The sequence below is a fragment of the Streptomyces sp. NPDC002698 genome (assembly GCF_042888945.1).
Taxonomy (GTDB): Bacteria; Actinomycetota; Actinomycetes; order Streptomycetales; family Streptomycetaceae; genus Streptomyces.
Genome location: NZ_JBIAQM010000006.1, coordinates 108818 through 124169, shown reverse-complemented (window position 1 = coordinate 124169; position 15352 = coordinate 108818). Strand labels below are relative to the sequence as shown.

Here is a 15352-nt window from a genome sequence, read left to right as displayed (position 1 = left end):
GAAGGCGGAGCCCATGCCTGTGTGGGACGACCTGGTGGGCCAGGAGAAGGTGAGCGAACAGCTTGCCGCCGCTGCCCGGGACGCCGACGCCCTCGTCACGGCGGTCACCGCGAAGACCCCGCCCCCCGAGGCGTCCAAGATGACGCACGCCTGGCTGTTCACGGGCCCGCCCGGATCGGGCCGCTCCACGGCCGCCCGCGCGTTCGCGGCCGCGTTGCAGTGCGTGAGCCCCGACCGCGCGCTCGGCGGAATCCCCGGCTGCGGGTTCTGCGACGGCTGTCACACGAGCCTGGTCGGCACCCACGCCGACGTGCAGATCGTCCGCACCGACCTGCTCTCCATCGGTGTCAAGGAGACCCGCGACCTGGTCCGCCGCGCCCAGCTGTCCCCCGCGGGCGGCCGCTGGCAGGTCATCGTCCTGGAGGACGCGGACCGTCTCACGGAGGGCGCGGGCAACGTCCTGCTCAAGGCCGTCGAGGAACCCGCCCCCCGTACGGTCTGGCTCCTGTGCGCGCCGTCCATCGAGGACGTACTGCCCACCATCCGCTCCCGCTGCCGGCTGCTCACGCTGCGCACCCCGCCGGTCGACGCCGTGGCCGACATCCTCATCCGCCGTGACGGCATCGAGCCCGACGTCGCGGCGGCCGCCGCGCGCGCGACGCAGGGCCACATCGGGCGGGCCCGCCGCCTCGCGACGGACCCGAGCGCCCGTCAGCGCCGGGCCGCCGTCCTCAAGCTCCCGCTGCGGATCGACGACATCGGCGGCTGCCTCAAGGCGGCCCAGGAGCTGATCGACACGGCTTCCGAGGACGCGAAGCAGCTCGCCGAGGAGGTCGACGTCAAGGAGACGGACGAGCTGAAGGCGGCGCTCGGCGCGGTGCAGGGCGGCCGGATGCCACGGGGCACGGCGGGCGTCATGAAGGATCTGGAGGACCGGCAGAAGCGCCGAAGAACGCGGACGCAGCGGGACAGCCTGGACCTGGCGCTGATCGACCTCACCGGCTTCTACCGCGATGTGCTCGCCCTTCAGCTCGGTTCCCGTCTGGCCATCGCCAACGCGGAGGCGGAGGACACGCTGGAGCGGCTGGCCCGCGGCAGTTCGCCGGAGTCGACCCTGCGCCGTATCGACGCGATCGCCGCGTGCCGTGTGGCACTCGACCGCAACGTGGCTCCGCTGCTGGCGGTGGAGGCGATGACGATGGCGCTCCGCGCGGGCTGATCCCCTCCCGCCCGCCCTGTCGGGGGCGACCCGACCGGGGAGGGACTCGTTCGGGGCGACCTCTCCGGGGTACCCGTTCGGGGCGATCTGGCGGGTGGGCGGTTGACCGGGTCACTCGTACGAGGCGCTTCCGCGACTGAAGGTGATCAATTGATCGCGCAAGGTTACGCTCGCGAGATGCACATGAGGCGCACCACACGGCCGACCCGACCCCTCCGTGCGAGCGGCGTGCTGCTGGCCGCCGCGGCGCTGCTCATCCCCGCCTGCTCCTCCTCGGGAAGTTCCACGACGACGGCCGCGACGACCGAGTCGGTGCTCACCGCGCTGCCGCGCGCCACACCCTCGGCGCTGGCGCCGTACTACGAGCAGAAGCTGAACTGGCGCAGCTGTGGTGTCCCCGGCTTCGAGTGCGCCACGATGAAGGCGCCGCTCGACTACGCGAAGCCCGGCTCGGGTGACGTCAGGCTGGCGGTCTCCCGCAAGAAGGCCACAGGTCCGGGCAAGCGGCTCGGTTCGCTGCTGGTCAATCCGGGAGGGCCGGGCGGTTCGGCGGTCGGCTATCTCCAGTCGTACGCCGGGATCGGTTATCCGGCGGACGTCCGTGCCCGCTACGACATGGTCGCGGTCGACCCGCGGGGAGTGGCCCGCAGCGAACCGGTCGAATGCCTCAACGGTCGCGCGATGGACGCGTTCACGCAGACGGACACCACGCCGGACGACGGCCGGGAGACGGATCAGCTCGTCGAGGCGTTCAAGAAGTTCGCCGGGGGCTGCGGCGCGCACTCGCCCGATCTGCTCCGGCACGTCTCCACGGTCGAGGCGGCCCGTGACATGGACATCCTGCGGGCCGTGCTGGGCGACGAGAAGCTGACGTATGTGGGGGCGTCGTACGGGACGTTCCTGGGGGCGACGTACGCGGGTCTCTACCCGGACCGGGTGGGCCGGCTGGTGCTGGACGGAGCGCTCGACCCGTCACTGAACGCGCGCAAGCTCAACGAGGAGCAGACGGCGGGGTTCGAGACGGCGTTCCAGTCCTTCGCGAAGGACTGCGTGCGGCAGAGCGACTGTCCCCTCGGCGACGCGGGCACGAGCCCGGAGGAGGTGGGCAGGAACCTGAAGGCGTTCTTCCGGCAGTTGGACAAGGAGCCCATCCCGACGGGTGATCCGGACGGCCGCAAGCTCGGAGAGGCGCTCGCGACGACCGGGGTGATCGCGGCGATGTACGACGAGACGGCCTGGCCGCAGCTGCGTGACGCGCTCACCTCCGCGATGAAGGGGAACGACGGCGCGGGCCTGCTCGCCCTCTCCGACAGCTACTACGAGCGGGACGCCGACGGCCGGTACGCGAACCTGATGTCCGCCAACGCCGCCGTGAACTGCCTCGACCTGCCGCCCGCCTTCTCCGGCCCGGACCAGGTGGAGCAGTCGCTCCCCTCCTTCGAGAAGGCGTCCCCCGTCTTCGGTGAGGGCCTGGCCTGGGCCTCGCTGAACTGCGCGTACTGGCCGGTCAGGAACACCGGCGAGCCCCGCCGCATCGAGGCCAGGGGTGCGGCGCCGATCCTCGTCGTCGGCACCACCCGGGACCCGGCGACCCCGTACCCCTGGGCTCAGTCCCTGGCCTCCCAGCTCTCCTCCGGCACGCTCCTGACCTACGTCGGCGACGGTCACACCGCCTACGGGCGCGGCAGCGCCTGCATCGACTCCACGATCAACCGCTACCTCCTCCAGGGCACCCCTCCGGAGAAGGGAAAGCGCTGCTCATAGCCCTGCCGGGCAGGTGCGGAGCGCCTGCCCCGGGGCGTGTACGGAGCACCCCGGGAAACTGTGTAGACTTACCGACGTTGCTGATCGCACCATAGGTGTGGACAGCGCGCCGCCTTAGCTCAGATGGCCAGAGCAACGCACTCGTAATGCGTAGGTCTCGGGTTCGAATCCCGAAGGCGGCTCTGTGGAAGCCTCAGGACTCACTCGCCGTGACCTGGGGCTTTTGCTTTTTTGTCGAGTGTGACTGCGGCGCCCTGCGCGGGCCGCGCGACGGTTTCCGGTCTTCGTTCCGGTCCCGGTCACTCGTTCCGCGCAGGTTCCGGGGCGCGGGCGCGAAGGTGTCTCCCGTGCGGCGCGGGTCCTTCCCGGGATGCGAGCGGACCTTGACGCGGCGCGTCGGATCGATCCTGGTGTGCCGCGGGATTTCCATGATCGTCTGCAGGTCCGCCCCCGGCGTGTTCGGGATCGCGCCCTCCGGGTTGTTCCGTGCGGCCCGGCGGGCACGGGCGCCCGTCGGTACCGTCGGAATCCAGCCAAAGCGGCGAGGTGTCGCTTAATTCAACTTCGGTCGTGATTACTCCCGTTACGATCATCGGCGGCCCTGGAAGCACCATGACCAACCAGGGTGAACAACCAAACGGGAGAAAAAATGCGCAAGTTGGCAGTCTGCGTGCTCGCCGGCGGAATCTTCGCCCTGAGCGCCGGGACCGCGATGGCGGTCTCGTGGCACACCATTCCGACGCTCACCACGGGGGGCGCATCCTTCAAGGACGGCCAGTACGCGTTCTGGCCGTCCGGGCAGAACCACGGTGCCTTCGAGTGGAAGGGCAACCTCAAGGACACCGACAACGGCGACGGGCACAACGTCTACATCCAGGTGCGGGTCGAGGGCTACGACTGGAGCCGGTACAACGGCAAGCAGAGGACGTCCGTCCCGCTCGACAAACTGAACTGGGACGGTGCCGCGCAGTACACCAGCAACGCGTACATACGCGTCTGCCGTGACAAGGGCTCGCTGAACCCCGACAACTGCTCGCCGACCAAGCACTACCAGAGGTAGTCGGCCGCTCGGGCAAGACCGCGGGTCCAGGACGTACTCCTGGGCCCGCACGCTTCTTTGGGGGAAGCCAACAGCATGTCAGAAATACTTGTCGCCACGGGAGTCGACCTCTCCTACGGCAATCAGCCGGCCGTCCTCGACGCCCATCTCTCGGTGTCCGTCGGGGAAGTCGTGGCGATCACCGGACAGAGCGGTTCCGGAAAGTCCTCGCTGCTCTACTGCCTCGCCGGGGTTCTGCCCGCCGCGCGCGGCCAGGTGCGGTTCGAAGGGCGGGCGCTCGGCGGTCTCGGCGACGACGAGATCAGCACGCTCCGCCGGGAACGGTTCGGATTCGTCTTCCAGTACGGCGAGTTGCTGCCGGAACTCACCGTCGAGGAGAACACCGCCCTGCCTCTGCGTCTGGCCGGACAGCGCAAGGGCCCCGCGCTCGCGGCGGCCGGCGAGGTGCTCGAACGTCTCGGGCTCGGCGAGCTGCGCGAGCGCCGTCCCGGGCAGGTCTCCGGCGGGCAGTGCCAGCGTGTCGCGGTCGCGCGTTCCCTGGTGCACCGGCCGGCGATCGTCTTCGCGGACGAGCCGACGGGTTCGCTCGACAGCGCCAACGCCTCCGCCGTGCTCAAGGAGTTCCTCGGCCTGGCCCGGTCGCAGGGCACCGCCGTGATTCTGGTGACGCACGACCCCGCCGTCGCCGCCCAGGCGGACACCCACTACACGATGGCCGACGGAGTCCTGAGCCCGCGGGGTGCGGCGTGAGGGAGTTCCTGCTCGGTCTGCGCCTGCTGTTCGGGGCGGGACGCGGCAACCGCATACGTTTCTACCTCATGGCCGTCGGCGGTTCGGTCGGTGTCTGCTGCCTCGCCCTCGTCCTCACCGTTCCGGCGATCCTCGACGCGCACGACGGCCGCGCCGCCGCCCGCCAGGCCGTCACCTCCGCCAAGGGGCCGGCGAACGGCACCCTCGTCCTCCAGCGCGACGACGCGTACGGCTCCCGGTCCTTCACCCGGGTCTTCGTCGCCGAGGGCACCGGGGGCCCGCGGCAGGTGCCTCCCGGACTGAGCGAACTCCCCGCTCCCGGTGAGGTGTTCGTCTCCCCGCGCGTGTACGACCTGCTGCGTTCCGCACCCGGCGTCAAAGGCCTGCTGCCCGGCCGCGAGGCGGGCGCGATCGGTCCGGCAGGACTCGCCCATCCCGACGAGCTCTACGCCTACGTCGGGACCGACCGGGCCACGCTGGCCCGTGAGGGGCGAACCCTGAAGGGGTTCGGCTACAGCTACGCGCCGTTCCCGGCCGTCGAGCCGTCCACGCTCACCGATGTGCGGTTCGCCCTGGCCACGCTGGTCCTGCTGCCCCTGGTCATCTTCCTGTCGGTCTGCGCCCGGCTCTCCGCCGCCAGCCGGATGCGCCGCCTCGCGGCCCTGCGGCTGCTCGGCCTGAGCGTCAAGGGCACCCAGCGGGTGAACGCCGCCGAGACCGTCGTCGCGGCGCTGCTGGGCGCGGTGCTGGGACTCGGCGAGTACTGGGTGCTCAACCAGGTGATGGCACGGGCCGGTCTGCCGGGGCTGAGGTGGTATCCCGGCGACGGCGCCCTGTCCGTCACCACGATCGCCGTCTGCCTGGTCGGCTGCCCGGTCCTCGCGTGGCTCGTCAGCCGCAGGAGCGCGCGGGACGCGACCGCCAACCCGCTCGCGGTGCGGCGCACGGCGGTACCGCGGCCCCCGTCGAAGTGGGTCGGCCTGCTGCTGCTCAGCGGCCTGGGCATCGTGTGCGGCTTCTGCGCCACGGGCCTGATGGGGCATCCCGCCTCCAGCCTCGGTGTCAACGCGCTGCTGGTGGTCGCCGGCGTCGTCCTGACCGGAGTCGGACTGGTGCTGACGCTGCCGCTGCTGTCGTACGCGCTGGCCAGACGGGTGGCGCGGACCACCGGGTCCCTGACGCTCAACCTGGCGATGCGGCGCAACGAGGCCGAGCCGGGCAGCACGATGCGCGTGGTCACCAGCCTCGTCCTGCTCGTCTACGTCGCCTCGCTGGCCCAGGGTGTGCTCATCCAGTTGGAGCAGGTCACCCGCCCGTCCGGCGCGGTACAGGACTACTCCCTGCCCCTGTCGGGACTCAGCACACGACAGCAGCGGGATCTCGACGACGTGTCCGGGGTCCGGGCACACGCCCTCCTGATGAACTCCTGGGTCGACCTGAACGCCAGTGAGCCCGGCGTCGTCGCCTCGTCGGCCACGGCCCTGGTGGGCACCTGCGCGGACCTGCGACGGATGACCGCGCACACCGACGGCTGTGTGGACGGCAAGGTGCTGCGCCTGGTGGACCCCAACTCGAGCGTGGGATCCGACATGCGGACCGGCACGTCCTTCCCGTTCCGCTTCCGTGACGGCGACGGGCGGGACAAGCGCCTGACCGTTCCCGTGCCCGCGGGCCGGGTCGTCTACAGCGGGTACTCCGGTTCCGCGGTCGGCAGCGCCGAGCTCCTCGTCCCGCCGTCCGCCCTCCCCGCCGGCGCCCGCCCCCGCGACGCCGAGGTCCTCCTCGCCGGCGACTCCGACCCCGGACAGGTGCGTGCCGTCCTCGACGGGATCGCCGCCGTCGCCCCGATCGCCGAGATCGAGCTGGTCGGACTGAACATCCAGGGCCTGGAGCAGATCTCCGTGGTCGAGACCCTGCTCGCCCTGGGCATGATCATGGGTCTGGTCATCGGGGTGGCGGCCTTCCTCGTGTCCGTCACCGACCGGGCCGTCGAGCGCCGTGCCCAGGTCACCGCCGTCACGCTGATCGGCGCGCGGGCGAGAACCATGCGGGCCGTCCAGTGCGCCCAGGTCGTACTGCCCCTGGGTCTCGGACTGGTCCTGGCCCTGGTCTCGGGCAAACTCGCCGAGTCCAGCTACCTGATCACCGGTGGCGGCGCGATCCGCTGGGACACGGACGGCGTTCCCCTGCTCGTGCTCGCCACGGTGGGTGTGGTGGCGATGGCCGCGGTGGGCTCACTGCCGCTGGTGGGCCGCCGTATCGACCCGGAGCTGATCCGCCGGGACTGACGGGGGCGGCCCGCGCGAGCGACTCCGCTCCGGTGGTCTTCGGTCACGAGGCCGCCGAGACGTCTGCCGAGGGGCTGTCCGGCCGTGGGCCGGGCGGCCCCTTCGCCGTTGGGCGCACAGGGGTCGGGGCGCCGGGTTCGCCGGGCGGCACACAGGGCCCGGGGCTCCGGCCCGCCGCCTCGTGTCATGCCGCGGACACCCCCGCCGAGCTCACCCCCGACAGCGCCATCCGTTCCACCCGGCGTGCCTGGTCCAGGCCCCCGGCGTCGACGTAGGTGAAGGGGGTGGCGGCGCACAGCCGCAGGAACGTCCGCTTCGCCTCGGCGTCGTCGGAGATCACCCGGATGTCGGGGACGGCCGGGTCGGGGCCCCCGTCGAACGCCTCCCACCACACGTTCTTGAAGGCGCCCACCAGCCGCGCCCCGGGGAACGCGGCGGCGAGGTCCTCGGCGCCGCCGACCGCCCAGGGGCCGACGAAGTCGATGTGACCGCCGGTGAACGGGTTGGTGATGTCCACCAGGATCTTCCCGCGCAGCACGGACCGCCAGGGCCTGAGCTGCTGCACCGCTCCCTGGACGCCGAGGAAGGCGGGGACGACCACCGACGAGCGCGCGACGACCTCCTCGCAGCACCCGCCGGTCACGATCGCCCCGCCCTCACCCTTCGGACCGGTCACCCCCGTCACCCCGTGCCTCCCGGCGTCCGAGCCGAGCAGCACCTCGTGTCCGGCCCGGGCGAACATCGTCGCCAGGGTGATGGCGATCCCGCCCGTTCCCAGTACCCCGATCGTCACGGCCCCGCTCTCCCTTCCCCGGTCCGGGCTCATGCCGTACGCGTCTCCCCGGTCCGGGCTCATGCCGTACGCGTCTTTCCGGTCCCGGCTCATGCCGTACGCGTCAGCACCAGGCTGACGTTGTGTCCTCCGAAGCCGAAGGAGTTGGCGAGCGCCGCGTCCCACCGGCCGGTGCGGTTCGCGCCGCTGACCACGTCCAGCCGGACGGCCGGGTCGGGGTCGTCCAGGTTGCGGGTGGCGGGGACCACCCCGTGGTGGAGCGCGAGCAGCGCGGACATCGCCCCGAACGCCCCCGACGCGCCGAGCATGTGACCGGTCATCGACTTGGTCGCGGTCACCACGGGGTGCTCGCCCAGCGCCTTCGCGACCGCCTCGGCCTCGGCGAGATCGCCACCCGGGGTCGAGGTGGCGTGGGCGTGCACATGCCCGACATCGCGGGCTTCCAGCCGCGCGTCCCGCAGGGCCGCCCGCATCGCGAGGACCTGCCCCTCGGTGTCGGACGCCGAGATGTGCCGGGCGCTGGAGCCCACGGCGGCACCGGCCACCGTGCCGTAGACGCGGGCGCCCCGGGCGCGGGCGAACTCGGCGCGTTCGAGGACCATGACCGCGGCGCCCTCGGCCATGACGAAGCCCGAGCGGGCCGCGTCGAACGGCCGGGACACCGCGGCCGGGTCGCCCTCCTGCCGCGACAACGCCTTCATCTGCGCGAAGGCGGCCACCATGAACGGATGCAGACTGGCCTCGGTGCCCCCGGCCACCACGACGTCGGCCCGGTCCAGCCGGATCAGGTCCAGTGCCAGGGCGATCGCCTCGGCGCCCGAGGCACAGGCGCTCGCCGGGGAGCGGGCCCCCGCCCGCGCCCCCAGATCGATGCTGACCCACGCCGCCGGTCCGTTCGGCATCAGCATGGGGACCGCGAACGAGGACAGCTTCCGCATGCCCGCCCGCTCGTACAGGTCGTCCTGCCCGAGCGCGCTCAGGATGCCCCCGATCCCGGTGCCGACGACCACGGCCAGACGCTCCGGTTCCACCTGGGGCCGGCCCGCGTCCCCGAAGGCCTCGCGGGCCGCCACCATGGCCAGTTGTTCCCCGCGGTCGAGCTTGCGGGCCTGGACCCGGCCGAGCACCTCGACCGGGTCCGCGGTGACCGTCCCCGCGATCCGCACCGGCAGATCCCCGGGCCAGTCCTCGTGCTCCTCGTCCAGGTTCCGTACTCCGGACCGGCCGTCGAGCAGGGCCTGCCACGCGTCGGCCGCGTTCGCGCCGAGCGGTGTCAGGGCGCCCAGTCCGGTCACGACCGCGCCGTGGCCCGGGCCTCCGCCCGGCGTCACGTCATGTCCCCTTCTCCGTCGGCGCGGTCGACCGGGCCCCGGAAGGTCAGCGCCACGTTGTGGCCGCCGAACCCGGCCGAGTTCTTCACCGCGACGTTCTGCTCGGGCCCCAGCTTGAGCGGGCTGCCGTGCACCACGTCGACCGAGAGCCCCTCGTCGAGGCGGGTGAAGTTGCGGGTCGGCGGCACCAGGCCGTGGTACAGGGAGAGGATCGTGGTGATCGACTCGATCGCGCCCGCCGCACCGAGGCTGTGCCCGGTCATCGACTTGTTCGCGGTCAGGGCCGGACCCTGCTCCGCGTCCCCGAACACGGCCCGCACCGCGCGCGCCTCGGACGCGTCGCCGGGGCCGGTCGCCGTGCCGTTGGCGTTGAAGAGCGCGACGTCCGCGGGGGTCACACCGGCGTCCGCGAGCGAGGTGCGGACGGCCGCGACGGTGCCGGTGCCGTTCGGCTCCGGCTGCACTATGTGGTACGCGTCCGAGGAGATGCCCACTCCGGCGAGCTCGGCGTAGATCCGGGCGCCACGCTCGCGTGCGTGCCGCTCGGACTCCAGGACGAGGATGCCCGCGCCTTCGCCGAGGACCATCCCGTCGCGGTCCGCGTCGTACGGGCGGCAGGCGGACGCCGGGTCGTCGACCCGCTGCGACAGTGCCCGCATGGCCGCGAACGAGGACAGCACCAGGGGGTGCAGCGGGGCCTCCGCGCCGCCCGCGACCACGATGTCCGCGTCCCCGGCGCGGATCAGCTCGGCCGCCGTGACCAGCGCCTGGGTCCCGGAGGAGCAGGCGTTCACCGTGGCGTGCACGCCGAGGCGCGCGTTCACCAGCAGGGCGACGGCCGCCGCGGAGCCGTTGCCCATGGACATCGGCACGGTCATGGGGGGCACGCGCCGCCAGCCGCGCGTCTTCAGCGCCTCCCAGCCGTCGATGATCGAGGTCATGTCGCCGAGCGCGGCCGAGACCACCACGGCGACCCGGTGCGGGATGGTGGTCGCCTCGTCGAGACCCGCGTCGGTCCAGGCCTCCGCCGCGGCCTTCACCGCGAACTGGGCGGAACGGCTCAGCCGCCGGCGCTGCTGGTGTTCGAGGCCGAGGCCGGGGTCCACCGCCGCACGGCCGCCGAGCACCGGAGGAAGGTCCTTGGTCCAGGACTCGTCCAGCAGTCCTAAGCCGCTCTCGCCCCGCAGCATCGCGTCCCAGGTTCCGGCCACGTTCTCGCCGAGCGGGGTGATCTCCCCGAGTCCGGTGACGACGACCTTCGTGCCCGCGTCCTGACGGGCGCTCTCCTGACGGGTGTTCTCCTGACGTGTGTTCATCGGTTGCGCGCTCCCTGTCCGAGCCGTGCCGCGAGCTTTCCGGAGTCCTTCTTCACCGAGTTGACGAGCACCTTCCTGAGCAGGGACTTCGGCATGATCCCGAAGTAGTCCCCGGGTTCCACCTCGAACGTCCAGTGCACGGTGGTGGTCCCGTCCTCGTTCTCGGCGTAGTCGTAGGTGCCGACGTAGTGGAACGGCCCCTGGAGGGTGTGGAACTTCGAGCGCCGGCCGGGCTCGAACTCGCTGATCTCGACGGTGAATTCCATCCGCTTGCCGATCAGCTGGAAGGTGATCTCGTACCGGCCGCCGGGCCGCGGCTCACCGTCGAGCAGCTTCACGTCCACGCAGGCCGCCTGCCACACGGGGTCCTGGGCGGGGTCCGAGATCTGCGCGAACGCCTCCTTCGGCGTCACCGGGAGGCGGAACGCGTACTCGGCCTTCACCACTTCAGTCGCTGCCATTGTCGGTGGGTCCTTCCATGTGGGGTGCGATCGCCCGTGCGGCGGTCTCGGCGTGCGGCGGGTACATCACCGAGTTGTGGTCCCCGGGGACGTCCATGACGTTCAGTGATCCCTTGATCAGGGCCTCCCAGCCGAGCTTCGGCCCGTACTCGGCGGGCTCGTCGGCCGCGCGCAGCAGGACCAGGTCCAGCTCGGCGGGCTCGGGCAGGTAGGTCTGCAGGGCGATGCCGTTGGCGAGGTAGGCCTCGAAGTAGCGCAGGATCTGCGCGCGGTCCGCGTCCTCGGCGAGGACGCCGATGGCGGCGGCCCGTTCGAGGATGTGGTCGAACGCGGCGTCACCGCCGAGGGCGCGCAGGTCGTCCGCGGGGATGTCGAGCGTCTTCCCGGCGGGCACGGCGAGGTCCCGGGCGAACCAGGAGAGGATCGTCGAGTCGTCCGCGGACTCCGGGATGTTCTCCTCGATGGGCGCGCGGCTGTCGATGCCGATCAGGAACTCGATCTCTTCGCCCTCGGCGCGCAGTTGGCAGGCCACCTCGTAGCCGATCACGCCGCCGAAGCACCAGCCGCCGAGGGCGTACGGGCCGGCCGGCTGGATCTCCCTGAGGTACTCGATGTAGCGGGTGGCCATGGCCTCCACGCTGATCTCCGCCTCGCCCTCGTTCTGGATGCCGGGGGCCTCGATGGCCAGGACCGGCCTGCCCGGCGGGAGGTGGTGGGTCAGCTCGACGTAGCAGAACACGGTGCCGCCGAAGGGGTGGAACAGGAAGACGGGCCGCTCGTCCGCCGTTCCCTCCCGCAGGGTGACGACGGGGGTGCGCGAGGTCCCCTGGCCGCCGGACCGCACGATGGCGGCCAGTTCGGCGATGGTGCCCTGGCGCAGCATGTCGGAGATCGGGATCTCCACGTCCCACTCGGTCTTGACGGCCGCGCTGAGCCGGACGGCGAGCAGCGAGTGGCCGCCCACGTCGAAGAAGTTGTCGTGGATGCCGACCTGGGAGATCCCGAGGATCTCGGTCCACATCCGCGCCAGGACGATCTCGGTCGCGTCGCGCGGCTGCTCGAATCCGGCGCCAGGGGCGACGACGGGCTCCGGCAGCCGGTTCCGGTCGATCTTCTTGTTGGCGGTCAGGGGCAGTTCGTCGAGGACCATGACGATGCCGGGCACCATGTACGGCGGCAGCGACACCGCGGCCGCCGACTTGACGTCCGCCGTCCGCAGCTCGGTCCCGGGCTCGGCGACCAGATAGGCGACGAGCCGGTCGTCGCGGACCACGACGACGGCCGTGGAGACGCCGTCCACCGCGCCGAGGACGGCCTCGACCTCGGAGAGTTCGATGCGGTAGCCGCGCAGCTTGACCTGGTTGTCCAGGCGGCCGTGGTGCAGCAGCCGGCCGTCGCTCGTCCAGCGGGCCCGGTCACCGGTGCGGTAGAGGCGCCGGTCCGGGGCGGCGGGCAGCCCGGTGACGAACCGCTCCGCGGTCAGCTCCGGCCGGTCCCAGTAGCCGAGGGCGAGGCCGTCGCCGCCGATCCACAGCTCGCCGGGGACTCCCGGCTCGACGTCACGGCCCTGCGGGTCGAGGACGTGGAGCCGGGTGTTGGCGAGGGGCGCGCCGATGTCGACGCCGGACGAGGGATCCACCCGGCCGGAGGTGGACCAGACGGTCGTCTCGGTCGGCCCGTACACATTGCGCAGGCTCGCCACCCGTCCGGCCAGGAACTCGGCCAGGTCCAGCGGGAGTTCCTCCCCGCCGCACAGGACGTTGAGGCGTGCGCAGCCCTTCCAGCCGGCGTCGCGCAGCATGCGCCAGGAGGTGGGGGTGGCCTGCATCCAGGTGGCGCCGGAGTCGTCGATGCGGGCCGCGAGGGCGGCGCCGTCGGCGGCGGTCGTGCTGTCGCACACGATGACCCGGCCGCCGGTCACCAGGGGCATGTACAGCTCCAGGCCGGCGATGTCGAAGGAGATCGTGGTGACGGCGAGGAGGCTGTCCGAGGCGGTGAACCCGGTGTCGTCCCGCATCGCGAGGAGAAGGTTCGTCAGCGCGTGATGGGGGATCGCCACACCCTTGGGACGGCCGGTGGAGCCCGAGGTGTAGAGGATGTACGCCAGGTCGGAGGGACCGGGGGCGGTGGCTTCCGCCTCGCTGTCCGTGCCGGTACTCCGTACCCCGGCGGCGAGGTCGTCCAGTTCCAGCACCGGAAGGCCGGGCAGCCGGCTGTCGCGCAGGTCGCTGCGGCTGATCAGGAGCCGGGCGCGGGAGTCCTCGGCCATGTAGGCCAGCCGCTCGGCGGGGAGCTTCGGGTCGAGCGGGACGTACGCGGCGCCCACGTCCAGGACCGCCAGGAGCGAGGCCACGAGCATCGCGCCGCGCTCGGCCATCACCGCGACCCGGTCGCCCGGCGCGATACCGGCCGTCCGCAGGGCCGCCGCGGTCCGCTCGACCGCGTCCAGGAGCCGGGCGTAGCTCCACTCCTGGCCGTCGGCGGTCAGCGCGGTCGCGCCGGGCGTCCGCGTGACCTGGTCCCGGAAGAGCTCCGGCAGCCGGGCCGCGGGTATCGCGCGCTCGGGTCCGGTGCCCCAGGCGGCGAGCCGCGCCCGCTGGTGCTCGTCACCGCGCGCCAGGGCGCGCAGCGGCTCGTCCGGCCGGGCGACCAGTGTCTCCACCGTGGTGACGAAGGTCGCGGCGAGTTCCCGGGCCGTGCCCGCCCCGAAGATGTCGGTGTTGTAGCGCAGGACGCCCGCGAAGGCGCCGTCCTTTTCCGCGCCCATCTCGATCCACAGATCGGTCTGGCCCTCCTGCTGCGGCAGCGGATACGGCCGCAGGGTGGCGCCCGCGACGTCCAGCTCGGCGCCCGGGCCCGGCTCCAGCAGGAAGAACGCGTCCATGTCGTGGAGGAACGGCAGCCGGTCCCAGGCGAAGCCCGCCTGGTACAGCGGTGTCCGGCTGGGATCCCGCGGCGGGGCGAGCTCCCGTACCAGCCAGGGGAAGGGCAGTTCCTGCGCCCGCATGGCTTCGAGCACCCGCTCGCGGGAGGCCGTGAGCAGTCCGCGGTACGTCGACTCCTCGTCGACCTCGCCCCGTACGACGACGGTGTTGACGAAGTTGCCGAGGGCGTCGCGGAACCGCCGGTGCAGCCGGCCGGAGGTCGGGGTGCCGACCACGATGTCCGACTGGCCGCTCAGTCGGCTCAGCAGCACGAAGTAGGCCGACAGCAGCACCGTGTACGGCGTCGCGGAGGTCTCCCGCGCCAGTCGGCGTACCGCTTCGGTGGTGGCGGCGGACAGCGCGAACGGCGCCGATCCGCCGTCGTAGGACGGCGCGGGCGGGCGCGGGCGGTCGCCGTAGAGATCCAGATGGGTCGGCGCGTCGCCCAGCCGCTTCTCCTCGCCGTCGCGCAGGGCCCGCGCCTTCTCGCCGGTCAGGAACGACTGCTGCCGGTCGGCGTACGCGGCGAAGGCGTCGCCGTCGAGGGTGAACGGGCCCGGTGTTCCCTCCAGCCGGCCGCGGACCTCGGAGAGGAGCAGGGCCAGTGACCAGAAGTCGGCCGAGATGTGGTGCATCACGAGGGTGAACACCCAGGTGCGCTCGCCGGTGCGGTACAGGTGCACGCGCCACAGCGGTGGCCGGGACAGGTCGAACGGGGTCCGGCTGTCCGTCCTGACGAGGTCCCGCAGTTCCTCCGGGTCCGTCCCGCGTACGTCGGTGAGGCGGATGTCGAGTGGAACCGTGTCGCGCACGAACTGCTCGGGCCCCTGCGGACCGCCCCGGAAGCCGGTCCGCAGGGCGTCGTGCTCACGGGTGAGGTCGTCGAGGATGGTCCGGGCCCGGACGCCGAGTTCCGCGTCGGCGGTGACCTCGGCGCCGAACACGATGTGGTACGCGGAGCACCCCGGGTCGGTCTCGTGGATGAACCAGAGTCCTGCTTGCTGGGAGTTGACGGGACGCACGGAGTCCCCCGGAGGGGCCGGAGAGGCCGGAGAGGCCGGAGCGGCCTGACCCACCGGCCCCGTCGGGTCCACCGGAGCGGCCGCGTCGGCCGTCGTCGTCGGGCGCGCTGTCGTCATCGCGGGCCGTCCGTGGCCGCGGAGACGGGCTGGGCGTTCATCAGCTTCCAGAGCGCCTCGGACAGGGTGTCCACCGTCGGGTGGTCCCACAGCAGGTCCACGGGCAGGTCGGAGAGGCCGCAGACGTCCTCGATCTCCATGCCGACGGTCAGCGCCGCCATGGAGTCCAGGCCGTAGTCGGTGAAGGGCCGGTCGGTCGCCAGCTCGGCGGCGGGGATGCCCGCCTCGGTGGCCACCGCTTCGAGGAGGACCTTCTTCACTTCGTCGATCGTCATGTCGGTCGTGCTCATCGCAGGTCGATACCTTC

General features: G+C 72.1%; 11 protein-coding genes and 1 tRNA gene. 6 read left to right on the top strand and 6 right to left on the bottom strand.

From position 1 onward, the window contains the following. The first annotated feature begins 13 nt into the window (after positions 1 to 13). The 6 genes from ACFYW9_RS11505 (at position 14) to ACFYW9_RS11480 (ending at position 7081) form a co-directional block, all read left to right on the top strand. Positions 14 to 1219: a DNA polymerase III subunit delta' gene (locus ACFYW9_RS11505; protein ID WP_389147868.1), complete on the top strand. Its 1206-nt coding sequence runs from the start codon at positions 14 to 16 to the stop codon at positions 1217 to 1219. Between the two features lie 177 nt (positions 1220 to 1396). Next, entirely contained in the window at positions 1397 to 2983 is a 1587-nt protein-coding gene (locus ACFYW9_RS11500; protein WP_389147865.1) for an alpha/beta hydrolase, read from the top strand. Between the two features lie 108 nt (positions 2984 to 3091). Further along, positions 3092 to 3165, top strand: a tRNA-Thr gene (locus ACFYW9_RS11495). A gap of 467 nt (positions 3166 to 3632) precedes the next feature. Further along, the gene (locus ACFYW9_RS11490; protein WP_389147861.1) at positions 3633 to 4043 is read left to right on the top strand and encodes a hypothetical protein; all 411 of its coding nucleotides are present in this window, start codon (positions 3633 to 3635) and stop codon (positions 4041 to 4043) included. Positions 4044 to 4118: 75 nt separating this feature from the next. After that, positions 4119 to 4793: an ABC transporter ATP-binding protein gene (locus tag ACFYW9_RS11485; protein WP_389147858.1), complete on the top strand. Its 675-nt coding sequence runs from the start codon at positions 4119 to 4121 to the stop codon at positions 4791 to 4793. Further along, positions 4790 to 7081, top strand: coding sequence for an FtsX-like permease family protein (locus ACFYW9_RS11480; RefSeq protein ID WP_389147855.1), 2292 nt, complete (start codon positions 4790 to 4792; stop codon positions 7079 to 7081). Before ACFYW9_RS11485 ends, ACFYW9_RS11480 begins: the two co-directional genes overlap by 4 nt. A 184-nt stretch (positions 7082 to 7265) precedes the next feature. On the opposite strand, the gene ACFYW9_RS11475 is transcribed toward ACFYW9_RS11480, so the two are convergent. The 6 genes from ACFYW9_RS11475 to ACFYW9_RS11450 form a co-directional block, all read right to left on the bottom strand. Then, complete coding sequence (locus ACFYW9_RS11475; RefSeq protein WP_389147852.1) at positions 7266 to 7874, bottom strand: NADPH-dependent F420 reductase; 609 nt, start codon at positions 7872 to 7874, stop codon at positions 7266 to 7268. An 89-nt stretch (positions 7875 to 7963) separates the two neighbouring features. Further along, entirely contained in the window at positions 7964 to 9205 is a 1242-nt protein-coding gene (locus ACFYW9_RS11470) for a beta-ketoacyl-[acyl-carrier-protein] synthase family protein (protein ID WP_389147849.1), read from the bottom strand. Further along, positions 9202 to 10521, bottom strand: coding sequence for a beta-ketoacyl-[acyl-carrier-protein] synthase family protein (locus ACFYW9_RS11465; RefSeq protein WP_351866321.1), 1320 nt, complete (start codon positions 10519 to 10521; stop codon positions 9202 to 9204). The genes ACFYW9_RS11470 and ACFYW9_RS11465 overlap by 4 nt, the downstream gene beginning before the upstream one ends. Further along, the gene (locus ACFYW9_RS11460) at positions 10518 to 10982 is read right to left on the bottom strand and encodes an SRPBCC family protein (RefSeq protein ID WP_389147845.1); all 465 of its coding nucleotides are present in this window, start codon (positions 10980 to 10982) and stop codon (positions 10518 to 10520) included. The genes ACFYW9_RS11465 and ACFYW9_RS11460 overlap by 4 nt, the downstream gene beginning before the upstream one ends. Beyond that, positions 10969 to 15045, bottom strand: a complete 4077-nt coding sequence (locus tag ACFYW9_RS11455) for an amino acid adenylation domain-containing protein (RefSeq protein ID WP_389147842.1) — start codon at positions 15043 to 15045, stop codon at positions 10969 to 10971. Before ACFYW9_RS11455 ends, ACFYW9_RS11460 begins: the two co-directional genes overlap by 14 nt. Further along, positions 15042 to 15335 (bottom strand): acyl carrier protein, encoded by a 294-nt coding sequence (locus ACFYW9_RS11450; RefSeq protein ID WP_389147839.1) that lies wholly within the window; start codon positions 15333 to 15335, stop codon positions 15042 to 15044. The genes ACFYW9_RS11455 and ACFYW9_RS11450 overlap by 4 nt, the downstream gene beginning before the upstream one ends. Positions 15336 to 15352 lie beyond the last annotated feature (17 nt).